Source organism: Actinosynnema sp. NPDC023794 (assembly GCF_040639675.1).
Taxonomy (GTDB): Bacteria; Actinomycetota; Actinomycetes; order Mycobacteriales; family Pseudonocardiaceae; genus Actinosynnema; species Actinosynnema luteola.
In genome coordinates this window covers 1-22,804 of record NZ_JBFAFR010000059.1, presented here as the reverse complement: position 1 = coordinate 22,804, position 22,804 = coordinate 1, and the positions used below count along the sequence as shown (strand labels likewise).

At 70.4% G+C, this 22,804-nt stretch carries 22 protein-coding genes and 2 pseudogenes; 6 read left to right on the top strand and 18 right to left on the bottom strand.

Annotation, left to right across the window (positions count from 1 at the left end; all coding sequences use genetic code 11):
- Nucleotides 1-97 precede the first annotated feature (97 nt).
- Together AB0H12_RS43875 and AB0H12_RS43870 are read left to right on the top strand one after the other, a co-directional pair.
- A complete protein-coding gene (locus AB0H12_RS43875) occupies nt 98-535 on the top strand; it encodes a pentapeptide repeat-containing protein (protein ID WP_499632321.1) in 438 nt (145 codons plus the stop codon).
- Nucleotides 536-655: 120 nt separating this feature from the next.
- Nucleotides 656-3,538, top strand: a complete 2,883-nt coding sequence (locus tag AB0H12_RS43870; protein WP_499632318.1) for an AfsR/SARP family transcriptional regulator — start codon at nt 656-658, stop codon at nt 3,536-3,538.
- A 231-nt stretch (nt 3,539-3,769) separates the two neighbouring features.
- Here the strand turns inward: AB0H12_RS43870 and AB0H12_RS43865 are convergent, their stop codons facing one another.
- From AB0H12_RS43865 to AB0H12_RS43815, 11 genes are all read right to left on the bottom strand, one after another.
- Entirely contained in the window at nt 3,770-4,864 is a 1,095-nt protein-coding gene (locus AB0H12_RS43865) for an integrase core domain-containing protein (RefSeq protein WP_499632315.1), read from the bottom strand.
- A gap of 196 nt (nt 4,865-5,060) precedes the next feature.
- Nucleotides 5,061-7,373, bottom strand: coding sequence for an ATP-binding protein (locus AB0H12_RS43860; protein ID WP_499632312.1), 2,313 nt, complete (start codon nt 7,371-7,373; stop codon nt 5,061-5,063).
- Nucleotides 7,374-7,474: 101 nt separating this feature from the next.
- The gene (locus AB0H12_RS43855; RefSeq protein ID WP_499632310.1) at nt 7,475-8,062 is read right to left on the bottom strand and encodes a TetR/AcrR family transcriptional regulator; all 588 of its coding nucleotides are present in this window, start codon (nt 8,060-8,062) and stop codon (nt 7,475-7,477) included.
- Nucleotides 8,063-8,230: 168 nt separating this feature from the next.
- Nucleotides 8,231-8,509, bottom strand: a complete 279-nt coding sequence (locus AB0H12_RS43850; protein WP_499632307.1) for a hypothetical protein — start codon at nt 8,507-8,509, stop codon at nt 8,231-8,233.
- Nucleotides 8,510-9,034: 525 nt separating this feature from the next.
- Nucleotides 9,035-9,493: an MFS transporter gene (locus AB0H12_RS43845; protein WP_499632304.1), complete on the bottom strand. Its 459-nt coding sequence runs from the start codon at nt 9,491-9,493 to the stop codon at nt 9,035-9,037.
- A 110-nt stretch (nt 9,494-9,603) separates the two neighbouring features.
- Nucleotides 9,604-10,359, bottom strand: coding sequence for an amidohydrolase family protein (locus tag AB0H12_RS43840; RefSeq protein ID WP_499632301.1), 756 nt, complete (start codon nt 10,357-10,359; stop codon nt 9,604-9,606).
- Nucleotides 10,356-11,531 carry a histidine decarboxylase gene (locus AB0H12_RS43835; RefSeq protein ID WP_499632298.1) on the bottom strand — a complete coding sequence of 392 codons (1,176 nt, stop codon included), beginning with the start codon at nt 11,529-11,531 and terminating at the stop codon, nt 10,356-10,358. The genes AB0H12_RS43840 and AB0H12_RS43835 overlap by 4 nt, the downstream gene beginning before the upstream one ends.
- 227 nt (nt 11,532-11,758) lie before the next feature.
- A complete protein-coding gene (locus tag AB0H12_RS43830; protein ID WP_499632295.1) occupies nt 11,759-12,859 on the bottom strand; it encodes an IS3 family transposase in 1,101 nt (366 codons plus the stop codon).
- A gap of 34 nt (nt 12,860-12,893) precedes the next feature.
- Entirely contained in the window at nt 12,894-13,121 is a 228-nt protein-coding gene (locus AB0H12_RS43825; RefSeq protein ID WP_499632292.1) for a hypothetical protein, read from the bottom strand.
- A 270-nt stretch (nt 13,122-13,391) separates the two neighbouring features.
- The gene (locus AB0H12_RS43820; protein ID WP_499632289.1) at nt 13,392-13,994 is read right to left on the bottom strand and encodes a TetR/AcrR family transcriptional regulator; all 603 of its coding nucleotides are present in this window, start codon (nt 13,992-13,994) and stop codon (nt 13,392-13,394) included.
- Entirely contained in the window at nt 13,991-15,178 is a 1,188-nt protein-coding gene (locus AB0H12_RS43815) for a cytochrome P450 (RefSeq protein WP_499632285.1), read from the bottom strand. The genes AB0H12_RS43820 and AB0H12_RS43815 overlap by 4 nt, the downstream gene beginning before the upstream one ends.
- A 753-nt stretch (nt 15,179-15,931) precedes the next feature.
- On the opposite strand from AB0H12_RS43815, the gene AB0H12_RS43810 reads away from it, so the two are divergent.
- Nucleotides 15,932-16,948 carry a phosphotransferase family protein gene (locus tag AB0H12_RS43810; RefSeq protein ID WP_499632282.1) on the top strand — a complete coding sequence of 339 codons (1,017 nt, stop codon included), beginning with the start codon at nt 15,932-15,934 and terminating at the stop codon, nt 16,946-16,948.
- 185 nt (nt 16,949-17,133) lie between these two features.
- On the opposite strand, the gene AB0H12_RS43805 is transcribed toward AB0H12_RS43810, so the two are convergent.
- Entirely contained in the window at nt 17,134-17,910 is a 777-nt protein-coding gene (locus AB0H12_RS43805) for a hypothetical protein (RefSeq protein WP_499632324.1), read from the bottom strand.
- Between the two features lie 105 nt (nt 17,911-18,015).
- On the opposite strand from AB0H12_RS43805, the pseudogene AB0H12_RS43800 reads away from it, so the two are divergent.
- Nucleotides 18,016-18,527 (top strand): annotated as a pseudogene (locus tag AB0H12_RS43800) (ClpP family protease).
- 150 nt (nt 18,528-18,677) lie between these two features.
- Here the strand turns inward: AB0H12_RS43800 and AB0H12_RS43795 are convergent.
- Nucleotides 18,678-18,785 (bottom strand): annotated as a pseudogene (locus tag AB0H12_RS43795) (helix-turn-helix domain-containing protein); the annotation flags it as partial.
- 97 nt (nt 18,786-18,882) lie between these two features.
- On the opposite strand from AB0H12_RS43795, the gene AB0H12_RS43790 reads away from it, so the two are divergent.
- Both AB0H12_RS43790 and AB0H12_RS43785 read left to right on the top strand, forming a co-directional pair.
- Nucleotides 18,883-19,068, top strand: coding sequence for a hypothetical protein (locus AB0H12_RS43790; RefSeq protein ID WP_499632279.1), 186 nt, complete (start codon nt 18,883-18,885; stop codon nt 19,066-19,068).
- 493 nt (nt 19,069-19,561) lie between these two features.
- Nucleotides 19,562-20,671 (top strand): carboxylate-amine ligase, encoded by a 1,110-nt coding sequence (locus AB0H12_RS43785; protein ID WP_499632276.1) that lies wholly within the window; start codon nt 19,562-19,564, stop codon nt 20,669-20,671.
- Between the two features lie 154 nt (nt 20,672-20,825).
- Here AB0H12_RS43785 and AB0H12_RS43780 read toward each other — a convergent pair whose 3' ends face one another.
- The 5 genes from AB0H12_RS43780 to AB0H12_RS43760 all read right to left on the bottom strand — a co-directional run bounded on the left by AB0H12_RS43780 (nt 20,826) and on the right by AB0H12_RS43760 (nt 22,628).
- Complete coding sequence (locus tag AB0H12_RS43780; RefSeq protein ID WP_230573019.1) at nt 20,826-21,023, bottom strand: transposase; 198 nt, start codon at nt 21,021-21,023, stop codon at nt 20,826-20,828.
- Nucleotides 21,024-21,059: 36 nt separating this feature from the next.
- Nucleotides 21,060-21,356: a transposase gene (locus AB0H12_RS43775; RefSeq protein ID WP_499632272.1), complete on the bottom strand. Its 297-nt coding sequence runs from the start codon at nt 21,354-21,356 to the stop codon at nt 21,060-21,062.
- A 173-nt stretch (nt 21,357-21,529) separates the two neighbouring features.
- Nucleotides 21,530-21,709 carry a hypothetical protein gene (locus tag AB0H12_RS43770; RefSeq protein WP_499632269.1) on the bottom strand — a complete coding sequence of 60 codons (180 nt, stop codon included), beginning with the start codon at nt 21,707-21,709 and terminating at the stop codon, nt 21,530-21,532.
- Nucleotides 21,709-22,209: a PAS domain-containing protein gene (locus tag AB0H12_RS43765; protein ID WP_499632266.1), complete on the bottom strand. Its 501-nt coding sequence runs from the start codon at nt 22,207-22,209 to the stop codon at nt 21,709-21,711. Before AB0H12_RS43765 ends, AB0H12_RS43770 begins: the two co-directional genes overlap by 1 nt.
- Before the next feature lie 290 nt (nt 22,210-22,499).
- Entirely contained in the window at nt 22,500-22,628 is a 129-nt protein-coding gene (locus tag AB0H12_RS43760) for a hypothetical protein (RefSeq protein ID WP_499632263.1), read from the bottom strand.
- Between the last annotated feature and the right edge of the window lie 176 nt (nt 22,629-22,804).

Sequence of the window (22,804 nt, the reverse complement as noted above, 5' to 3'; positions counted from 1 at the left end):
GTACCTCATCACCCCTGCGTAGACCCCATGCCGGTCACAACCGCGCAGGACACGCCGAGAACCACGCGATCAACCCTGGTCTTTCAAGATCTGTAACTTGAGTGGCGCTGACCTCCGCAGGGGCGCCGACCTCAGCGATGCCTACCTGTCTGAAGCGGACCTCAGGTACGTCGACCGCAGTGACGATCCGGACGAGTGGGACAAGCAGTCTTCCATGTTGTGGAACTTCCAGGGCCTTGGCGCGGACCTCGGCGGCGCCGATCTCAGCGGCGCGCGTCTTGAGCACGCGGACCTCCGTTGCACTCGGCACGACGAGAACACGCGCACCACGGGGGCGACCAAAGAATGTTGTGCCGGAGTCGGGCTTCGTCGACGTCTCGGCTTCGTCATCGAGACCTGTGCGGAGACGGCTGCCCTGGCCTGTGGCGGAGCCGTTACGGCGGCCCTCCACTGTGGCGAGCGCTGCGCAGAAAGCCATCGCACGTTGCGCGGTGAGCACCTGGCTCTCTCCTTCGCGGTCGGTCTCGTCGGCTGATACGGACGTGGTGAACACGGTGGACTCCGGGTGCGTCGTGGCTTCACCGCGTTCTGGCAATCGCCTGGTCAGCGGTCGTTAGACGGTGTGCGGGCGGAGTACGAAAGGGGGTGCGGGGAGGTGGACATCGTGGGGGCAGAGCTGCGTGTGCTCGGGCCGGTCGAGCTGCGGGTCGATGGCCGGTTGGTGGAGGTTGGTCACGCACGGCAGCGGTGCGTGTTGGCGGTCCTGCTGGTGGAGGCGAACCGGGTGGTCACGGTGGAGCAGCTGCTGGATCGTGTGTGGGCGGATCGGTTGCCCTACAAGGCACGGCAGGTGGCGAGCAACTATGTGTCGCGGCTACGACGGGTGCTGACGCCGACTGGTGATGTCGCGGTCGTGCGGCGGGGCGGCGGGTACGTGCTGGAGGTGGATCCCGAGTCAGTGGACCTGCATCGGTTCCGCCGACTCGTGGAGCAGGCACGCGGGCGAGAAGACGCACAGGCGCTGGCACTACAGGAGGAGGCGGCGGGGCTGTGGCGGGGTGAGCCGTTCGCCGACCTGGACACCCCGTGGCTGGCCGCTGCGCGCACCGGCCTCGAGCGGGAACACGTCGCCGCCCGGCTCGACCGCATCGACGTCGCTTTGCGCTGCGGCCGGCACACCGAGCTGCTACCCGAACTATCTGCGCTGGCGGATCAGAACGAGTTAGACGAACGCGTCGCCGCCCAATTCGTGCTCGCCTTGCACCGCGCCGGACGCACCGCCGACGCCCTCGCCCACTACCGGCGACTGCGCGACCGGCTGATCGAGCAACTAGGCGCCGAACCCGGCACCGCACTGCAGGACCTGCACCAGCGCATCCTCGACACCGACCCCGCCCTCGCTCCACCCCTGGTGGCGATCGGCGGCGAGGCAGCGCCGCCGGCGGGGGAGCCGGTTCCCCGGCAGTTGCCCGCATCACCACGGTGGTTCACCGGCCGAGGTACCGAACTGGCTCGCCTGGACCAGGCGCTGACCGCTGAGCCGGTCGAGGGGCCGCGGCTGGCCGGCACCGGTTCGCACACCGGAACCGGTGCCACGGTGGTGATCTCCGCGATCGGCGGGGCCGGCGGGATGGGCAAGACCTGGCTCGCCCTGGCATGGGCGCACCGCCACGCCGAACAGTTCCCCGACGGGCAACTGTTCGTAGACCTGTACGGGTTCAGCCCCACCGAGCAGCCCGTCGTGCCCGACGTCGCGCTGTTCGGGTTCCTGACCGCACTGGGTGTCGCCCCCGACCGCATTCCCGCCGACTTGGACGCCAAGGCAGCGCTGTACCGCAGCCTGGTCGCCGGGAGGCGGATGCTGATCCTGCTAGACAACGCCGCCGACACCGACCAGGTGGCCCCGCTGCTGCCGGGTGGGGACTCATGCGCTGTGCTGGTGACGAGCCGCAAAACGCTATCCGGCCTGATCACCAGGCACGGCGCACACCACGTGACCCTCGACACACTCAGCGATGGCGAGGCTCATGCCCTGCTGGCCCGACGCCTCGGAGCGGCGCGCGTGACAGCCGAACCGCAGGCGGTGGCCGAGCTGATCCGGTTGTGCGGAGGGTTGCCGTTGGCGCTGGGTATCATCGCCGGCCGCGTCCATACCCGCCCGCGCATCCCGCTGGCCGAGTTCGCCGCAGAACTGCGCGACCTCGGTCTGGACGCGTTCGAGGACGACGACCCCACTACCGGTCTGTCCACGGTGTTGTCCTGGTCCTACCGCGCCCTGACCACCCAGCGGCAGGAGGTGTTCGGGCTACTCGGCATTGCACCCGGCCCGGACATCGGCCTGCCCGCCGCCGCCAGCCTCACCGGTCTACCCCTAGCTGAAGCCGCCAGAGTGCTGCGCAGCCTGGAGGAGGCATCAATGCTCAGCCGCGACGCGCAAGGCCGGTACTCGATGCACGACCTGATCCGCCGCTACGCCACCGACACCGCCCACCACCAGGTACCCGATCACGTGCGGGAAGCGGCGCTGCGGCGGGCGGTCGACTTCTACCTGCACACCGCCCACACCGCCGACCAACTCCTGGACCCCCACCGTCCCTCCGAGCGGCTAGACCCGCCTGCACCGGGCTGCCACCCCCACCCGCTGCCCGACAGTCGGGCTGCGTTGGCCTGGTTCGACACCGAATATCCGTGCCTACTGGCCGCTCAACACACCGCCACCACCTACCGCTGGCACCAGGCCGTGTGGCAACTGGCCTGGACCCTGAACATCTTCAGCTTCCGGCGGGGACACCTCCATGACAAGCTCGCCGTCTGGCAGGCTGGCCTGGTCGCCGCCGAACACCTCCACGATCCCGCCGTCCACAGCAGGGCTCACCGGAACCTCGGCAACGCCTACGTCCTCCTGGGACTGCACGACGAGGCGATCGGGCACCTGCACCAGTCCCTCACCCTGGCCGAACACCACCATGACCACACCAACCACGCCCTTGCCCACAGGACGCTCGGGTGGGCGTGGGAGCAGCGGGGGGACGACCGGCGGGCACTGGAGCACGCCACCCACGCCCTGCGTATCTCCCGCACCTTCGACAATCCTGTGTGGGAAGCCTGGGCACTCAGCAGTGTGGGGTGGAGTGCTGCCCGGATCGGCGACTACGACCAGGCCCGCGACCACTGCCAGGCCGCACTCACCCTGTACCGGAGCCACTCCGACCCGAGTAGGGAGGCGAATACTCTGGACTGCCTGGGCTACATCGACCACCACACCGGCCACCACGATCAGGCTGTCCGCCACTACGTCCAGGCTCTCACCCTGTACCGCGACCTCGGCAGCACCTACCAAATCGCCATCTGTCTCGAGGGATTGGGCCACCCGTATGTCGCCCTCGGCCAGCACAAACGCGCCCAAGCGGTGTGGCAGGAGGCGCTAGGGCTGTACAGGGAACAAGGCCGCGACGAAGTCGCCGCACGACTGCAGCGACAACTCGATGCCCACAATGACGGCGACCAACCAGCCCCATCCGCCGAATCCGCGAAGTAGGAAAGGGCAGACCTGCCCGCCAGGTATCCACGGGCCTTACCTCAAGGCCGTCGAGGATCTTGGCCGCGGTGAGTGGCCAGCAGCCGTGGACGCCCATCGGGACGAGCGAGTCCCGGGACGAGCGCAGTGATCTCGATGAACAGCGTGTCGATCTGTTCGGTGAGATGTCGGCAGTGCTCCACCAGGACCCGGGCCGGGCCGTGTGCTTGCCGAAAATGTCGTCCGTGCAGGTCAGGCGGCGTGGTGGTATTCGTTGAGGATGCCCAGTCGTTGCCGTCGGCGGATGTCGAGTCGGGTGACCGCTGCTTGGTCGGTGGCTGGCTGTGGTAGCGCGTGTAGTGGTCGGGCGTTGGCGATGCCCTGGTGGGGTCGGTGGGTGTTGTAGAACCGCTCGTACTCGCGCAGGGCCTGGAGTAGGTGCGGTTGGTTCCAGATCGGCGTTCGGTCGAGGAGTTCACGGCGGCAACTGTGGATCCAGCGCTCCATGATCGCGTTCAGCCGCGGAATGCGGACGCCGCTGAGGACGACCTGGACACCGGTGTCGGCGAGGACGGCGTCGAACAACGTCGGGAACTTGCCGTCCCGATCGCGGATCAGGAACCGTGCGGTGCTGCCCGCGTCTTCGAGATCCATGACGAGATTCCTGGCGGCTTGGGTGACCCAGGAGGCGGTCGGGTGTGCGGTGGCGCCGAGGACGCGGATCCTGCGGCTGGCGTGCTCGATCACGGCGAGTACATGTAGGCGGGCTCCGCTCAACGTGCGGGTCTCGAAGAAGTCGCAGGCCAGTAGCGCCTCGGCCTGTGAGCGGGGGAAGGCCGACCAGGTCGTCGAGGTGCGCTCGGGAGCCGGGGCGACCCCGGCGTCTTTGAGGATCTGCCAGACGGTGGAGGCGGCGACTGTGATGCCGAGAACGAGCAGCTCGCCATGGATGCGGCGGTAGTCCCGGCCGGGATTCTCGTGTGCCAGGCGCAGCACCAGGAGGCGGATCGAGCGGATGGTTCGTGGGCGGCCGGGACGCTTGGGACGGGATCTGGCTGCATGACGGCGGGCAAGGAGGTCTCGGTGCCGGCGCAGGACTGTTTCCGGGCGCACCAGTAATCGGAGCCGACGAAGCGTGCCGACCGGGAGTCGGTGCAGCAGTGCCGTGAGGAACGCGCGGTCGCCGGGGGAGAACCGCGGCCGGGTCTGGCCCAGTTGGCGTTCCAGGACGGTGATCTGGTGCCGTAGCGCCAGGATCTCCGTGTCTTTATCCCGGTCGCTCATGGGCAGCAGTCGCAGTAGCGCGAACGCGTTGGTCATGCCCAGGTAGGCCAGTCGGAGCAGCACAGCCGGTCATCATGCCGCGTCAGCCGAGGGCGCGGCGGGCGTGCAGCCGCACCCAGGAGCACCTCGACCCCTCACGCTACGCACGGCTTCAACCTGCATGGATGAGTTGGCGGCAGGCACAGGGTTCCGGAAGTCGCACCGGAGTCCCGCGGCCGGCCGGGCGAACTCTAGCAACAACCCGACCGGATCCGCCCGCCTATTCGGCTGCCGCCTCGACCGCTCGGAGTTCGTGGTGACGGGCCGACGTGCCGTCGCCCAGCGCACGGCACGCCCGTGCCAGCCCGTGGTGGGCGCGGGCCTGTTCGTGGCGGTCGCCGGTGTAGCGGGCGAGGTCCAGCGCGAGTCGGTGTTCGGCGTGCGCCCGGACCGGGGCAGCGGTCGTGAGCAGGTGCTCGCCGAGACCGTTGTGGGCGCGTGCTTCACCGTTGAGGTCGCCGATCTCCCGGAACAGCGCCAGGGCGCGGTGGTGGTGGTCCACGGCCTGGCGGTGCAGCCCCTGGTGCTGGAAGGCCACGCCGAGGTTGGCCAGCGCGTCGGCCTCACCCGCCCGGTCGCCGACGGCGGTGTAGAGGCCGAGTGCCTGGTGGTGGTGCGCCACCGCTTCACCGTGGTGGCCCTGCCGGCACCGCACGTTGCCGATGTTGCCCAGCGCCCGAGCCTGTCCGCGGAGGTCGTCCAGTTCCAGGTAGAGCGCCAACGCCTGCCGGTTGCGGTGGACGGCCCGGTCGAGGCGGCCACGGCGCCAGTGCACGAGGGCGAGGTTGCCCAGGGCGCGTGCGGTCCCGGCCCGGTCGCCCACGGCGCGGTGGGTTTCGAGGGCTTCCCGGCTGCGCTGCTCGGCCTGCCGGTAGCGGCCCTGGCGCCACAGAGTGATCGCGAGCGAGTTCAGCACCCGGCCCTGGCCCGCGTGGTCGCCGAGCGCGCGGAACAACTCCAGCGCGCGGGTGCCCGCTTCGGCCGCATCACCGAAGCAACCGCGCTGCCACTGCGTGGTTCCCAGCCTCGTCCACGCCTCCGCCTCGGCGTGGCGGTCCTCGACGCTCCTGGCCGCGTTGTGGGCGCACATGTGGACGACCACCGCGTCGGCCAGGTGGCAGTGCACGTCGAGGTACCGGTAGAGGGTGGCGGCCAGGTCGACGGCGTGGTGGGGCAACCCCAGCGCTGTGGCGCGCCGGCACACTTCCACCAGGTTGCCCCGCTCCGCGTCCAGCCACGCCCGACCGGTGGCCGCGTCGGGCAACGGCGGGCGCGGCGAGTCGGCGGGCGGTACTGCGGGGCGGTGCCGCTTCTCGTCCGGGGACATGCGGTCCATAGCCACCGCCGCGGTGTGCCGGTAGTGGTCGAACAACGCGACGAGCGCGGCACGCCGGTCCCGCGGGGTGCCGTGCACCGCGGTCAAGTGGCCGCCGAACCGGCGCACCAGGTCGTGGAAGCGGTACCGGTCGGCCGCGGGCTCGACCAGCAGGTGCGCGTCGACGAGCGACTCGCACGCCTGCTGGGCGCGGTCGAGCGTCCGACCGGTGAGCGCGGCGGCGGCGTAGCCGTCGAAGTCCGCCCCCGGGTGGGCGGCCAACAGGCGGAACACCCGTCGTTGCTCGTCGGTCAGTTCCCGGTAGGACATGGTGAAGGCGGCCGCGACGCTGCGTTCGCCGTCATCCAGCTCCGCCAGGTCGCCGGTCTGCCGTGCCAGGCGGTCGGCCAGCGCCGCGAGCGTCCACGAGGGCCGTGCGCGCAGCCGGGCGGCGCAGATCCGGATCGCGAGCGGCAGGCCGGAGCACAGCTCGACGATCCGCCGTGCCGCGCCGCGGTCGCCGTCGACCCGCTCCGCGCCGCAGATCCGACGCAGGAGGTCGAGGCCGTCTTCCTCGCGCAACGCCTCCAACGGCACGGCGAGGCCGTCGTCCAGCGAGGCCAGGTGGCGCCTGCTGGTCACGAGCACCAGGCAGCCGGGCGTGCCCGGGAGCAGCGGGCGGACCTGGTCGGCCCCGGCGGCGTTGTCCAGCACGACCACCGTCCGGGTGCCCGCGAGCAGCGAGCGGTAGAGCGCGGACTTGTCCGCGGTCCGGACCGGGAGCCGCTCCCGGGCCACGCCCAGCGCCTGCAACAGCCGGTCCAGGGCGGCTCCGGGCTTCACCGGCCCGACCCCCGGCGTGTGACCGTGCAGGTCCAGGAACAGGCAGCCGTCCGGGTAGTCGGCGGTGAGGTGGTGGGCCCAGCGCACGGCGAGCGCCGTCTTGCCGATGCCCGCCATGCCGCTGATCACCCACGGGGAACGGGCCCGAGCGTCCACCGGGCGGGCCAAGTGCTCGGTCCGGCCGACGAAGAACGGCGTGTCCGCGGGCAGTTCGCGGGGTGGCTGTCGGTCACTGGCAGGGGACGACTCCACGTGGACGTGCACACCGCCGTGGACCTGGCCGGTTTGCACGACGGAACCCGCGACCGGGCCGTGGACCGCGCTGCCGACCACACCGCCCGTCGGTAACGCACCACCACCGGAGTCTTCGGCCACGATTTCGTCCCTTCACCCGACCACCGGGCAACAGCCCTCCGTCACCGGCGATCCGGGACCGCAACGGTACCGGCCACCGCGCGGCTGCCAGGCTTGAACCGTCAGCGCACGCCCGCCCGGAACCCGTCGATCAGCAGCTCGATCAGCCGGGTGCTGTAATCCCGCCCCGGCGGGGAGCTCTCGCGCGCCCACGCGGCGGACGCGATCGCGGTGAACAGCTCCTCGGCGGTCAGGTCCGGTCGCACTTGGCCCGCTTCCTGGGCAGGGGCCAGCAACGCGCCGCCCGCGGCGTGCATCTCGACGCACGAGTGGTGCAGCGGCGTGCCCTCGTCGTAGGTGCTCGCCGCGAGGAACCCGACCAGGCCGCGGAACGTGCTGCAGTGCGCGACGGTCTGGTGGATCCACGTGGTGAGCGCGCCGACCGGGTCGTCCGCGACGGCCTCGGCGAGGTGTTCGGCGCCGGCGCGCAGGGCGTCCAGGCTCTCGCGCACCGACCCCTCGATCAGGGTCTCGCGGGTGGTGAAGTGGCCGTAGAGGGTGCCGATGGCGACGCCCGCCGCACGGGCGATGTCCTCCAGCGCGGCATCGGTGCCGCAGGCGTCGAACGTCTCCCTCGCGGCTTGCAGGATGCGGTCGTAGTTGCGCCGCCCGTCCGCGCGCTTGGGCCGTTGGGCCACGTAGGCCGTCACTCTGATGCCTCCAACCGGCTGGTGGCGCCGCTCGGCCCAGGCTACCGGGCGGCACCACCGCGGGGTCGGCCCTGCTCGGTCTGCGGGTGCCCGGCCCGAACCAGAACACCAGCGACACCAGGACGCCGAGCACGGCGATCGCGGTGCTCCAAGCGAACACCGAGGAGATCACGTCGACGACCCGGCCCTTGCCCGCGGAGAACGGCAGCGGCAGAACGGCCGGGCCGATCGAGCCGCCGATGGTCGGGGTCTGGAGGATGCCCGCCGTGACGCCGGTGCGGCCGGGTCGGAGGTGGACAGCGCGATCACGGTGAACGGGACGATCGCCAAGCCGACGCCGACGCCGATACCGATGCCGAGCACGATGATCGCGGGCAGCGCGTCCGCGGCGTAGGTGCTGTCGCCGTCCAGCAGGGACAGCCACCCGAAGCCCGCGGTCACCAGCACCAGCCCGACGACCGCCCGGACCTCCGGGCGGGGGCCGGCGACGCGCTCGGTGAGGAACTGGGTGCCGGCCGGCAGCGCGAGCCCGAACGGCAGGATCGCCGGTCCCGGTGCGCACCGGGCTGAGCCGGAGCGGCCCGGCGAGGTACAGGCCGGTGTAGAACAAGAACCCGGTCAGGAGCGAGGCGAGCAGCAGCAGGTTGAGGAACGCGCCGACGCGGGCCCGGCCGGCGAAGACCCGGCGCGGCAGCAGCGGCTCGGCGGCCCGCCCGTCGACCACGACGAGCACGGCGACCGGCGCGACCGACACCGCGACCGGCGCCGGCGGCCCCGTGCCGAGCCACCCGTCCTCGGCCGGCCCGGACCAGCCCGAACACCCCTGCGGTGAGCGCGAGGGTGACCAGCACGGCGCTGGGCGCGTCCAGCGACCGCGCCCGCCTGTCCTCGTCGCGGGTGCCTACCGCGCGCAGCGCGAGTGCGATGACCACCACGCCGATCGGCACCTTGACCAGCAGGCTCCACCACCACTCACCGACCGACTTGAGCAGACCGCCGAGGACCTTGCCCGAGGCCGCGCCGAGCCCGGTCACGGTGGAGTGCAGCCCCGAACGCCCTGGCCTGTCGCTCGCCCCGGAACAGCACGGCCAGCAGGGCGAGGCCGGTCGGACCGGCGATCGCCGCGCCCGCGCCCTGCAGCACGCGGCCCACGACCAGGACATCGAACGTCGGCGCGAGGCCCGCGACCAGCGACGCGACGGTCACCAGACCGATCCCGGCCAGGAACACCCTGCGGTGGCCGAGCACGTCGCCGAGCCGCCCGGCCGGCGGCAGGAGGCCGCCGAAGGCGACGAAGAACGCGTTGAGCACCCACGGCGTCGCGGCCACGTCCACGCCCAGGTCGGCGCGCAGGGACGGCAGGGCCGCGGTGACGATCGTGCCGTCCAGTTGCGGCAGGAACTCGCCCCGCCGCGAGGTCGGCCACGACATCACGCCTGACGAGTGGTCCCAGGCCGGCGCGTCCCCATCGGTGTGCTGCTGCCACTGGGGCCTTCGAGGGGATGCTCCGCACGAGCCCGGACAGCTGCGGCACGACGTCGTCAGAGCCGGGACACGCCGCCTTCGCGGTGCTGGACGACAGCGCCCGCCTGCATCACGAAACCGACCTGCCCGGTGACCTCGATGTCCTCGAAGGGATCGCCCGGCACGGCGACCAGGTCCGCGGTGGCCCCGGGCTCGACCCGGCCGAGGTCGGGGCGGTCCAGCAGGTCCGCGGCGACGCTGGTCGCCGCGCGCAGGGCGCGGACCGGCTCGACGCCGAGCCGCACCATGGTGGGGAACTCCTTCCAGTTCTCCTCGTAGGGGAACAGCCCGGCGTCGGTGCCGAAGGCCAGGACCACGTCGGAACCGGCCACGAGGGCGGCGGTGGCGCGCGCGTGGTCCGCGTGTTCGTGCAGCTTCTCGCGGACCGCCGCGGGCTTGCCCGCCCAGAACCCCTCGTCGGCGATCGCGTCCCGCAGGGCGGTGTTGATCGGTTGGTCGGAGCCGCCGAGGTCGCGCACGGTGGTGAACCCGTTGGCCAACAACGTGCGCAGCGGCGGGATCGCCCGCAGCGCCTGCTCGGCCACCGGCGCGGTGTTCAGGCTCTCGTCCACCACGTGCACGTGGCAGTCGATGAAGCCGGGCAGGAGGGTGTGCCCGGACAGCTCGACGACCTCGGTGCCGGCCGGCGCGGTCACGTGCTCGCCCACCTCGGCGACGCGCCCGTCGCGGACCAGCACGCGGAAGCGCGGGACGGGGCGGTCGCCGACGCCGTCCCACACGCGGTCGGCGACCAGCAGGACCTGGTCGCTCACGATCCGCCCTCCGCGTCGCGCGCCCGTCCGGCGTCGGCCAGCTCCTCGCAGAACCGGTCGATGTGGCCGGTGGTCACGTGCGGCATGACGACCAACTGCGCGCGGGTCCCGTCGGAGACCATGTGCCAACGGCGGCACAACGGCTCCGGTGGCGCGTCGAACAGCACGACGGTCGAGTGGGCGGCCCGTTCCGGGTCGCGCCCCAGCTCGGCCAGCCGCCGGTAGGCGTAGTCGGTCGTCTCGTAGCAGCGCCGGACGCGTTCGGTCAGCCCGTCGGTGCCCAACTCGCGGAGCTGGTACCACAGGACCAACGGCGACAACGCGTCCCGCGAGCCGGTGATGGTGTCGTCGTCGGAGCCGACCGCCACGCCCTCCGCCCGGATCTGCTCGACGTCGTCGGCTTGGGCGAGCACCACTCCGCAGGGGATGGGTGAGCCGATCACCTTGTGGCCGCTGATGGCCACGCTGTCGGCGCCCGCCGACAGGCCCCAGGGCACCTCGTCGGGTCCGAACCGGGCCAGCAGCCCCCCGAAGGCGGCGTCGGCGTGGACCCGGAAGCGCTCCACACCGGCGTCGAGCAGCGTCCGGCGCACCGCGGGGAGGTCGTCGACCGCGCCGCGACCAGTGGTGCCGATCGTCACCGTCACCACCGCGGCGCGGCCCGGGTTCCGGGCCAGCTCCCGGGCCAGCGCGGTGGTGTCCATCGTGCCCGTCGGCGTGGTCGGCACCGCCACGTACGGCATCCGCAGCAGCCTGCCGATCTTGGGTAGCGAGTAGTGCGCTTCTTCCGAGGCGTAGAGGACCGCGTCGGGGTAGCGTTCCCGCGCCACGTACACGCCGAAGATGTTGCTCTCGGTCCCGCCGCTGGTCAGGTATCCGAAAATGCTCTCCGGATCACCGCCCGCCAGGTCGGTGAAGAAATCGAGCACGGCGACCTCGAAGGGCTTCGTGTCGATCCGGTAATCGCTTTCGGCCCGCGGGTTGCCCACGTTGTTGGCGTGCAGGCGGAGAAAATCGGCCAGGGGGCGGCAGTCGAAGTCGAGGTTGACCGGGAACCCGATCATCCGGTCCTGCTCGGTGACCATGGCCGCGGCGAGCTGGCTCAGCCGGGAGAGGTCGTCCGCGTTCCGCGCTCCGGTGATCCGGAGGTCGTTCGAGTCGTCCGCGCCCATGGTTACCACCTGTTCGTCGCATTGTCCGCGGTCACCGTCGTGTACCCGTGCGGTCCGGCCGAACACTGCCCCGTTAGCATGAAATCGCCTCACCGCTCGCCTGGAATTCGCCAGGCCGGCGCGCCGGCCGTGATTCCACTGACTCGAGAATTCGATCAGGGTCCGAGGTGCGGGGCCGAGAAAAGGTCTGATCCTCACCCCGTTTGGCGGAGTCGGGTTGCTGGAGTTCAGGCTACTGGAGCGATTCTGGCGTGTTGGAGTTCGTACTCGATCGGTGTGAGCATCCTGAGTGCGGTGTGGCGTCGGCGGCGGTTGTGGAACATCTCGAGGTACTCGAACAGGGCGTTGGCCAACTCGAGGCGGGTGCGCCGTCGTCGGCGGTCGAGCGGTTCGGTCTGCACGCGTCCCCAGAACGATTCGATCATGGCATTGTCATAGCGGTCGCCGATCGAACCCATCGACGGTAGAGGCCCGGATTCCTTGGCACGCCTGGTGAAGGTCCACGATGTGAATTGGACTCCGTGGTCGGAGTGGATCACCGTGTCCGGCAGCGGGGACCGGTTCGAGATCGCCATGCCGAGGGCGTTGGTGGCCAGGGCGGCGGTCTGGCTGGAGTCGATCGACCAGCCGACGACGCGGCGGGAGTGCACGTCGAGCACGACCGCGCAGTACACCTTTCCTTCACAGGTGGGGTGTTCGGTGATGTCGGTGACCCACAACCGGTTCGGTGAGGTTCGGGTGAAGTCGCGGTCGACCAGATCCACCGCGGTGGGCGTGTCGTGTTTCGGCCGGGGCCTGCGCCGGTTGGGCAGGCCCTTGATTCCGTTGCGGCGCAAGAGAAGCGCGATGGTCTTGTGTCCGACGGTGATCCCGCGGCCGAGGGTGAGCTCGGCGTGCACTCGTGGGGCGCCGTAGACCTGGAACGACTCGACGTGGATCTCGCGGATCAGATCGACGAGCATGCCTGGGGGATCGCCCGTGGCGAGGGAGCGCGGCCTCCAGTCGTAGTAGCCGGACTCGGACACCCCGAGCACGCGGCAGGCGAGTTGGATCGACCGCCCGTCGGAGGCGATCACCGTGATCGCCTCGTACCGTCTTTTGGGGTGCTGCCCTCCTTGAGCAGTTCGGCGGCGCGCCGCGACCAGCTCGGCGTTGTCGGTGCTGGTGGTGCCGGGTAGTTGCCCGGAGTCGATGAGTTCCTCGCGGCGCCACGCGTAGATCGTCTGGTCACTGATGTCGAGGTCCGCCGCGACCTGGGCGACGCGGCGGCCGGACGCGACCAGGTCGAGGACTTTGCGCCGGAACTCGGGTGGGTACCGCTCGGGCATCGTGGGTTGTCCTCCGGGCTACTGAGATGAGTGATCATCCAGCCAGCCCGACCGGTACCCATATACAAGTCGGAACCTCACTGATTTCCTGGGGGACGTCGGCGGCCATGAGCAGCACATCGCACCGGGCCGCCAGCCGTCGCAAAGCCCCAGGCACGTCGGCCGACAGCCGCTCACCGGTGACCCAGACCTCGCTGTTGTGCGCCCGCAGGCGCCGCACCGCGGCATCGGCCGCCTTCCGAGTCTCGATCGTGCCGTTCATCGTGCGCCTTTCCTGATGTGGCTGAGAGTTGGCCGTGCTCCGGGCCCGGTGGGGGCAGCCCGGCGGCGAGGCTGCGTTCCGATAGGCCCCCCGTACTCCTCGGCGGAGTCGAACGAGTTGATCCCGCCGTCCAGGGCCGTCTGGATGATGGCGTGACCTGTGACCGCAGCAGGACCGGGACGAACGACCTGCGGCCTCCGTCGGAGAACTGCGAGCCGCCGAGGCCGACGGGGGAGATGTGGATACCGGTGCGTGCGAGCGGTCGGCTGGTCATGGTGCCGGTTCGTCCGCTTCGGGTGGTGCGAAGTAGTCGTGGGGTGAGGGCGGGGGCAGGGTGGTCGGCGATGGGCGCAGTCCGTCGACGAGCAGGGCGAGGTAGCGCCTGCGGTCGTCGCCGTGAGGGTCGCCGGGGTGCACCGTGGCCAGGTTCATGAAGGTGATCGCGTTCAGGTCGCGAGGCAGCAGTTCCGGTCGCACCACGCCGGCGTCGATGGCGCGGCGGAGCACGGGTTCGACGGCGAGCAGGAAGCGATGCGTGCTGTCGTTCGCGAACGCCTCGAACTCGTGGGCGAGTGAGATGATGGCCTGTCGCCGGGCGAGTACCTCGGTGACGGCCTCGAGCACTCCGACCAGGTCCTGCCACGGGTCGTCGGTGTGCACCGCCGTGATGGGCTCGAGCTCGGTGGCGAGGACGTGGTCGAAGACGGCTTTGACGAGTTGGTCGCGCGCGCGGAAGCGGCGGTAGACCGTCATCACGCTCACGTCCGCGCGCGCGGCGATCTCCTCGAGCGTCACCTGCGGCCCGACCTCCTCGAACGCCAGGACCGCGGTGGCGACGATTCGCTCGTGGTTGCGGGCTGCGTCGGCTCTCACCAGGTCACCCGCAGCGAGTTCAACCCGTGGACGGCGCTGAAGACCCGGAAGTCGGCCTGCTCGTCCGCGAGTGCGAGGTCGGGAAAGCGTCGCAGCAGGGCCGCGAAGGCGACGCGCATCTCCATGCGTGCCAGTGGCGCCCCGAGACAGTGGTGCACACCGTGGCCGAAGGCGACGTGTCCGAGGGCGCCCCGGGCGATGTCGAGGGCGTCGGGATTCCCGATGAAACCACCGTCGCGGTTGGCGGCGGGAAGTGAGAGGATCACCAGTGAACCCGCGGGGATGGCGTGGCCGGCGATCTCCACGTCGGTCGTGGTCGTGCGTGGCGGCAGTGAGTGCACAACGGACAGCCAGCGCAGCAGCTCCTCGATGGCGGGCTCGACCCGCGCCGGATCCTCGCGGATCAGGGCGAGTTGGCCCGGGTGTCGCAGCAGGGCCAGAGTGCCCAGACCGAGCATGTTCGAGGTCGTCTCGTGCCCGGCGAGCAGCAGTAGGCCCGCGATGCCGATGAGCTCGTCGGTGCTCAGATCGCCGCCGTGCTCGCGCACCAGCATGCCCAGCATGTCCTCGCCCGGGTCCGCCTGTGCGTGGGCGACCAGGCTCTCCATGTAGACGCGGTTCTCCCGCATCGCCGCGGCCTGTTCCTCCACCGACAACGAGATGTCCAGCAGGCGGACGGAACGTTCCTGGAACTCGGCGCGGTCGGCGTACGGCACGCCCAGCAACTCGCAGATCACCAGCGACGGCACCGGCAACGCGAAGTTCGACACCAGGTCGGCCGGCTTGCCGGCACGCTCCAGATCGTCCAGCGCCGCCTCGACGATCTCCACGATCCGTGGCTCGAGCCGGCGCATCCGACGGATCGTGAACTCCGGGGTGAGCATCCGCCGCAACCGCGTGTGCTCCGGCGGGTCGAACGTGAGCAGGAACCCGGCCCGCATCTTCTCCTGCTCGTCCTCGCTCATGTCACCGGCCGCGGCGAACGGCGTGAGGGCATTGCTGAACCGGGTCGAATCCGCCAGTACCTCGCGAACATCCTCGTGGCGGAGGACCAGGTACGCGGGCTGCCCGAACGGCGTCACCACCCGCACGACACCCTCGCCGTCCCGGGCCCGGGCCAGTTCCTCGACCGGGTCGAACCCGTCCCGCCGCATCTCCAGCGGCACCTCCGGCGCCTCCGCCATCGCCCGTCTCCTCCCATGATCGTGTCGGTTTCCCCAACGTATCAGATAAGTGAAAGGCGACTAACAGTTCGGGTCGGTAGGCGCTGGGCGGCACGCTAACCAGCGCGGCACCGGCCGCGATCGGCGTGCCCGTGCCGACGGTCGGGTTCTCGCCGTACCTGCCGTGGTCCGGGGGCGGTCAGGTAGGCCGAGCCGCCCCGGCCGCCGTTGACGCCGGTGGCCCGGCCGGGCGGTTCGGCGAGCAGTGCGTGCGCCGGGAGCCCGGCGGCCGGCGTCCAGTGGCGACAAGGTCGTTATCAAGGGGCGGTTGACCGCGTTCACCTGGGAAAAGAAACCACACGGGATCGGTTCCAGGTAATGTGGAAACGACCCCGTCTGGTAACACACGTATCCGAGCTTGTTGGCCCGCAAACGTGGGCTGCGGCCCATCTCCACAGTGGAAGGGGCAGTGCATGCGTTATGTATAGCAACAACTTCCGCCGCCTGTCCAGGTGGGTCCGAGCCCACCTCGGAGGCGAGATCCGTGTTGCTCCGCATAGGCGTTCGCGGAGACTTCGGGATATAGCTCCAGTGTCTGTGTAGATTCCCCTTCGGACCGTCGACGTTTACATGTAGGTCTTCAATTGGCGGCACAGTTTGATGTGAAGAAGGCGTTGATCTCCACCTGGAGCCTGGGTCCGTGCCGGCACGTCAGGCGCTGCGGCCGCGCACCAGCTCAGTGGGCACCAGGAGGCCGGGTTCGTCGTCACGGCCGTGCTCGACCCGGCGCAGGCGCGGACGACCAGTTCGCGGGAGATGCGTTCGACGGGGATGCGGGCGGTGGTCAGGGTGGGTTCGGTCAGCAGGCCGACAGCGCCGCCGTCGAAGCCGGTGATCGCGACGTCCGTACCGACCTTGAGGGGCTCATCCGATCTGAGGGTGTGGCGGTGCGAGACTTGGTGCGTGTGCGGCCGATCAACACCGTTCGTCGACGAGCCGGCTACCGATCCGGCGCTGCTGAGGACGCTGGTGGCGGCTGGTCTGCCGGGAACCGGGCGCTTACTTCCAAAGGCCGGCTGGGTTAGCCGCGTGTGGGTCGGCGACGAATACGTCGTACGACTGAGCAATGGACAGTTCCGCGACTCGTTTCGCCACGAGGCTGCAGTCGTCAACCTGCTCGCCGGCAGCGAGGTCCCACACGCCCGGCACCTCGCCCACGGCGACGGCCCGGACGGGCCGTGGTGCATCTCCGAACGCCTGCCCGGCCGAACCATGCACGAGGCGTGGCCGGCGGCGGACTTGCCCACGCGCCAAGCAATCATCGAGAGCCTCGGCGCTGCGTTGCGCGCCCTGCACCGGGTTCCTGTCCCGGCGGGCCTGCTGCCGCCCTGGCTGGCCGACGCGCTCGCCGGGAAGCCGTGGCCTGCGTTCCACCCACCCGTGGTGAGTGCGGCGCTCCAGCAGGTCGAGGCTGCCCGGCGACTGCCCGGTCATGACTCGCACCTGCTCGCGGACGTCGCCGATTGGATCCAGGAGCGGCCGGCGTTGTTCGCCGCCGACGAACCCGTCCTCGTCCATGGTGATTTACATGGATCCAACGTGATCGTCGACCAAGGACGCGTCACCGGTCTTATCGACTTCGCGGAGGCGTTGGCTCAGCCGGCGGATGTCGAGCTCGACACCATCCTGCGCTGGTGCGCGAAGGCGCGAGAGTACCCACCCGTACCCGACGGACGAGGGCTCGACGAGACCACACTCACAGAGGTCCCCGGATGGCTGCACGGCGCGTAACGGAGCTGTTCGAGCGCGAGCATCTGCGCGAGCGGTTGCTCTTCTACGACATGCAGGGGAGCTCGCGCTATACGCACACCACCCCCTGCCTGACATGCGCGAAGCGGCGCAGGGCCGCATCGCTCTCCTGCTTTCCGGCCATAACCATCTGGACGGACTCGTCTGGTAGGTCGTCGTCTTCGCGCCTACACGGGACATCGTGACCCGCACCCGAATCCGGGCGCGGGGCCTATCCGATCCGAGGTGTAGCGGCGTGAGGGCGTCGGGTGGCGCGTCGGTGGGTGGGTAGGCGTCGAGGCCTTCCGATGATGGGGGTTCCTACACCAACCGGTCCGGAAGACCTCGACGTGCACGACGCTCCCTTCTGCCCTCCTGACCTGACGACGTTCTGCCGCCTGGACGAGTTCGGGCGCGGAGATCGCACGTTGGCCGTCCAGTGGGCCAGTGTCCGCGGTGGTTCCGGTGACCGTGACGCGGCGTGTCGGTGCACCTTTCAACCAGGCCACGACCGATTCCAGGATGGCACCGACCGCCGTCGGATCGTTGAAGGCGGCCGGGTCCGGGCTGAACGGCTCGTCAGGTAGGAATCCGGTCCGCAGGTCGTTCGGCAGCAGCAACTCTCCCATCTGTCCCGGTACGAACCCGGGCACCGCGGGGATCGGGGCGGCGGCGACCTGCGGGATGTCGTCCGGCGCCTCCGTGGTTCTCGGCTGGTCGATGGCGGACCCGCAGGCCGCTCCGCCGTTGCGGGCGATCGACGACCAGATGTTCACGACGTTCGTGCGGTGAGGTCGCGACAGGGATTCCTGCGGCGGCGCCGTTTCACCGAGTCCGACGAGGAACACCGTCAACCCGCGCAAGTCCGGCAAGATCGACTTGGTGTCCAGGTAGGCCGCGAGGTCGTCCGGGGCGGCGTCGAGTACGCCCTCCTGCCGGAAGTCGATGACGTCGTTCGTGGACAAGCCGGAGTGGCCAGGATTACCGTGCCTTCGCCGCCCGCGGCCTTGGCGACCCGGGCCGCCGTGTCGAGTGCCGCGAGCACGTCGACCTGTTCGTGGACCGCACGGATGCCATCCCGGTCTGCGCAGCGGGCGGACGTCGACCGGGGCCCAGTCCGACACCCGTGGCCCCTTCGGAACCTGGAGGCGGACGACCTGGAGCTCGAGATCAACCTCTACATCAACAACGAAGGCGGCGACCCGTCCGAGATGCTCGCGCTGTACGACACCGTTCGCTACATCAAGGCGGCGGTGGCGACGACGTGCGCCGGTCAGCCGGTCGCGGCCGGCGCCGGGGCGGTGCTGTGGCCGCGGGCGCGGCCGGGCGGCGCTTCGTGCTGCCCCACACCCGCGTGGTGCTGCACCAGCCCACGGCACAGGGCCGCGGTGCGATCCCGGATCGCATCCTCCAGGCCGACGAGGTGGCGCGCGTGCGCACCCAGCTGGAGGAGATCCTCGCGCTGCACACCGGTCGCGACGTCGCGCAACTGCGCCACCACACCGACCGGGACCGCGTGTTCGACGCGGCGGACGCGGTCCGCTACGGGCTGGCGGACCGCGTCCTGGAACACCGGGCCTGAGATCGTGCCTTCACGCCGCCATGAGCACGGGTCCAGCGGGCCGTCGTCCCACCGCGTGACCCGCGCCGCGGCGGCGCCTGGCGTACTGGCGATCCCGGCGAGCAGGTCCACCAGCTCGACACCGAGCGCATCGGTCACCGCGGCGATCATCTCGCTGGACGGTTCCTTGCGCCCGCGTTCGATCTCTGACAGGTACTGCGGTGAGATCCCGGCCCGCTCGGCGACGTCGACCAGCCGGCTGCCCTGCTCCTCCCTCACCGCGCGCAGGCTCCGGTCCAACACCACGCGCCACAACGGTTCCGGCTCGCGATCCGAGGAGCAGGGTCGCTTGTGGTGTAGGGGAGGATGTCCGCGCGTGGCCACCGTCCACCGCTCCGGTGGCTGGCCGGCGTCGGTGGAGGGTGACGCGCTCACGGCTCCGTTCGCCGCGCCCAGCGCCGGTCCCGCGCGCTGGCACCTGTACCGCCTCACCCTGCACAGGGCGGTCGGCGTGGTGTCCGCCGAGCCGCACGGCGCGACCCGCTGGGACTTCGCCCACTGACCCGTCCGGCCCGCTGGGTGTGCCCGCCGGGGATCGGCGTGTCGCTCGACCTGCTCCAGGTGCCGACACCGACACGCCTGCCGGTGACTCGGCCCGGCGGCGTACCGGACGGTCAGGACGTGGTTCCGGGCCAGTCCTTGCGCCGCCGGGGACACGCCGGGCGTGCCTTTGTACCCGGCATGCCCGCGGATCGTGAGCGCAGACATCGCCTCGTGACCCGCATGGTGCCTCCCTCGTCGTGCCGCACGCGCAACGCGCGTTCCCAACCACTTCGCGCGGAAACAGTGAGTCGACCGGAGCACGGTCCGGTGTCGGGAATGTGGCGGATTGTGTCGACCGACCATCCGTTCGTGGTCCGAACGGGCCATCGGTTTGCAATGGGTGACTGCGGGTAATCCCCGGTCCCGACCGGCGGTGATCAAACGTGTGAGCGAGGCAAGCGATGGCGTCGTTTTCCCCTGTGCTGTGGTCTGCGGATCCGGGTGTGCCCGGTGTGCCGACAGTCGGCGTGGAAGAGGAGTTCCTGCTGGCGGACCTGTCCACCGGGCACCTGCTCCCGATCAGCGCCCATGTCGTGGAGGTGGCCGGTGATCTGGGCGGTGCGCTGGAGTTGGAGCTGACCAGGGCACAGGTGGAGATCAACACGCCGGTGTGCCGGACCATGGCGGAGGTGCGCGAGCAGTTGACGTTCCTGCGTTCCACCGCCGCCGAGGCGGCGTCGCGGTGTGGCGGCAGCCTCCTCGCCGTGGGCACCGCCCTGGCCGATGACGCACCGGGACCGCCGATCACCGACGACCCGCGGTACCACAGGATCAACAAGGCATACGGGCAGCTCGCGCCCGAGAACGTCGTGTGCGGGTGCCACGTCCACGTCGAGGTGCCCGACCGGGAGACCGCGGTCCAGGTTTGCAACCACGTCCGGCCGTGGCTGCCCGTGCTGCTGGCGCTCACCGCGAACTCGCCGATCCACCGCGGCGTCGACACCGACTACGCCAGTTGGCGGTCGGTGATCGTCGGCCGCTGGCCGTGCGCCGGCGCCCCGCCGTACTTCGAGTCGCTCGCGCACTACGAGTCCGCCGTGGACATGGCCGTCGGCTCCGGCAGCGTGCTGGACGAGAAGATGGTCTACTGGGACATCCGCCCCTCTTCCCACCTGCCCACCGTGGAGGTCCGGGTGAGCGACGTTCAGTCCACCGTGGACGAGGCTGTGTTGTTCGCCGCCCTGGTGCGGGCGCTGGTCATGACGTCGTTGCAGTCCATTCGGGACGGTTTCGAAGCACCTCGCGTCAGCGACGACGCGCTGCGGATGGCGTACTGGCGTGCCGCGCGTGACGGACTGGACGGCGTGGGCGTCGACCTGGACACCGTCCGGCCCGTTCCGGCCGTCGATCTGTTGCGCCGTCTGCTGCGCCGCGTCGAACCCGCGCTGACCACGACGGGCGAGCTGCAGGCCGTGAAGACGCTCGTGGACGAGTTGATCACCAACGGCAACGGTGCGAGCCGGCAGCGAGGTGTCTTCCGCCGCGACCACGCCGTGACCGACGTCGTGGCACTGGTCGCCCAGCACGCCGAGCACGACCGCTCACCGGACAACGTCACCTGACGACGTCGGGGGAGGAGCGCTTCCCGCTCCTCAGCGTCCCACACGGCGATTCTGTCCTGTCACGGTGGGGCGGCCGGCACCACGGTGTTCCTCAATCACTGCCGAGCTGCGGCAGACCGGACATGTGGTTATTGAGTTGAAAGCATTCGGTTGCCTACATGATGGCGTAGCGGACGTGCGGGGCCCGGAAGGAACCGCGGACGATGTGCGGACGGCGCTGGCGGCGGCGCAGGAACCGTCGGGTTTCGTGGGCGAGCTGGTCGACGGTGTGGGCCGGTGAGGCGTTGACGTTGCGCTTGAGGTCGGCATTGAGCAGCTCGTTCGGGTTGAGCTCGGAGCTGTAGCCGGGCATCGGGTGCAGCTCGACCCGATCGCCGCCGGCCTCGAGTCAGGCGCGGACCGCCTTGCTCCGGTACGCCGGGTGCCGCTCAGCGATGACGTGCACCTTCCGGCCGGTCTGGGGGGCCAACCGGTCGAGGAAGCCGGTGAACACGGCCGCGGTGAAGCGGTCGATGAACACGGTGAACCACAACGCACCACGCGAGGCGACCGCGCACATGACGTTGACCTGCAGCCGCTTGCCGGTCACCCGCACCACCGGCGTCCGGCCCTTCGGCGCCCACGACCGGCCGGCGGGGCGGCGTCTGCACTGCTCTGCCAGTGACGATGACTTTTCGAGCGGCACAGTGTCGCTTCGCCGCTGAACTGGCGGTTTCGCACGCGAAGTGGCGGTACGGCTGGTGGGTTCGCAGGTGACGTGGCGGAAGCCGGCAGACCGTCGCCCGCTCTGGTGGGGAGCCGGGTCGGGGCGGGTCGCCTCGTGCGGGGGCGGGGGGACTGTCGGACCTGCGCCGATGGCTATGTGGTGGGCGGGTCGGGGTGCTGGTGGATGGTGAGCAGGAGGTGGTCGAATTGCGCGCGTTGTGGGAGCGGGCCGCCGCCGAGGCTGGTCAGTGCGGTGGTGAATTTCTCGGCCAGGTCGCGGAGTTTGGTGTTGGTCTCCTGGGCCTGGTCGGCGGTGATGCCGTAGACCAGCATCAGCGCGCCTCTGGCCTGCTCGATGCGGGCGCGGGCGTCGACGAGGTCGGGACGGTCTGGTCCAGGAGCTGTCGGCGGTCGTCGGCCAGGCCGGGGGCGAGGTCGACGTAGTAGCCGGTGGTTCCCGCGGTGGCGCCGGTGGCGTCGTGGAGCCGGTCGCCGACGACCAGCACGTGGTGTTCGGTGCCGGTGGCGTCGATGATGCGGTGGCGGCTGCAGAAGGGGATGCCGTCGCGGACGGCGGTGGCCAGGGTGTCGACGACGGTGTCGCGGTCGGCGGGGTGCTTGTGCGACAGCAGCAACTCGGTGGTCGGCTGCACCGTGCCCGGCGCGTAGCCGCGCAGCAGGGCGACTTCGTCGGACCACTCCCAGCGCTGGTCGGCGAAGTGGAACCGGAAGCTGCCGATGGTGTGCGGTCTGCCGCCGGCCACGACCTGGTCGATGCCGTCGGAGGGGGTGCCGGTCGACGCTTCGGCGGTGAGGTCGGTGATGTCGGTCACCGGCCCATTCTCCTCGCGCGGGGTCAGGGGACGGCGAGTCGGCCGGATTCCACCTCCACAACAAGCCCTTCCCGGAATCCGCCGCGTCACGCGAGGAACGATGAGTGCTGACGACGCCATCCCCGACTGGTGGGCCGCAAGGTCACCCCCCGCATCAACTCCGCCAGGTTCGCCGAGAAGAGACACACAGGGCCGGATCTTCGTCCGGTGGGCTCCCGTGGTGATCGCCCGGCACGGTTCGACTGATCGGCCGGCTTGCCCGGCGCCGAGGTGCCGTCAGCCGGTGCGGTTCACGTCGCGGTCGCGGCGACGTCGAGCTTCTCCAGGTCGGTGGGGCGCAGGGACGAGACCTCCACGCCGCCCAACTCGATGACGATGACGATCGGTCCGCCCGAGCCGATGACGATGTAGTTCGGCATTGGTTCCTCCTCGTTCGCAAGTGGACTGCTGTCGATCGGGTGTGGCTGTCGCGGTGCCCGTCACGCGGTGCCGACGGGTTTACAGCACGGTGGTGAAGGTCGTGGTGCCGCTGACGCTGGTCAGGCCTTGGGGGGTGAGGCAGGCGGTGAGGTCGGTGGCGGGCAGGATCTTGGTC

Bases quoted from the DNA above. Each gene is read 5' to 3' on its own strand.
- AB0H12_RS43845 (WP_499632304.1), bottom strand. From the start codon at position 9,493: ATGTCGTGGCCGACCTCGCGGCGGGGCGAGTTCCTGCCGCAACTGGAC.
- AB0H12_RS43835 (WP_499632298.1), bottom strand. From the start codon at position 11,531: ATGGGCGCGGACGACTCGAACGACCTCCGGATCACCGGAGCGCGGAAC.
- AB0H12_RS43830 (WP_499632295.1), bottom strand. From the start codon at position 12,859: ATGCCCGAGCGGTACCCACCCGAGTTCCGGCGCAAAGTCCTCGACCTG.
- AB0H12_RS43825 (WP_499632292.1), bottom strand. From the start codon at position 13,121: ATGAACGGCACGATCGAGACTCGGAAGGCGGCCGATGCCGCGGTGCGG.
- AB0H12_RS43815 (WP_499632285.1), bottom strand. From the start codon at position 15,178: ATGGCGGAGGCGCCGGAGGTGCCGCTGGAGATGCGGCGGGACGGGTTC.
- AB0H12_RS43780 (WP_230573019.1), bottom strand. From the start codon at position 21,023: ATGCCCGGCTACAGCTCCGAGCTCAACCCGAACGAGCTGCTCAATGCC.
- AB0H12_RS43770 (WP_499632269.1), bottom strand. From the start codon at position 21,709: ATGCTGGTCTACGGCATCACCGCCGACCAGGCCCAGGAGACCAACACC.
- AB0H12_RS43760 (WP_499632263.1), bottom strand. From the start codon at position 22,628: ATGCCGAACTACATCGTCATCGGCTCGGGCGGACCGATCGTCATCGTC.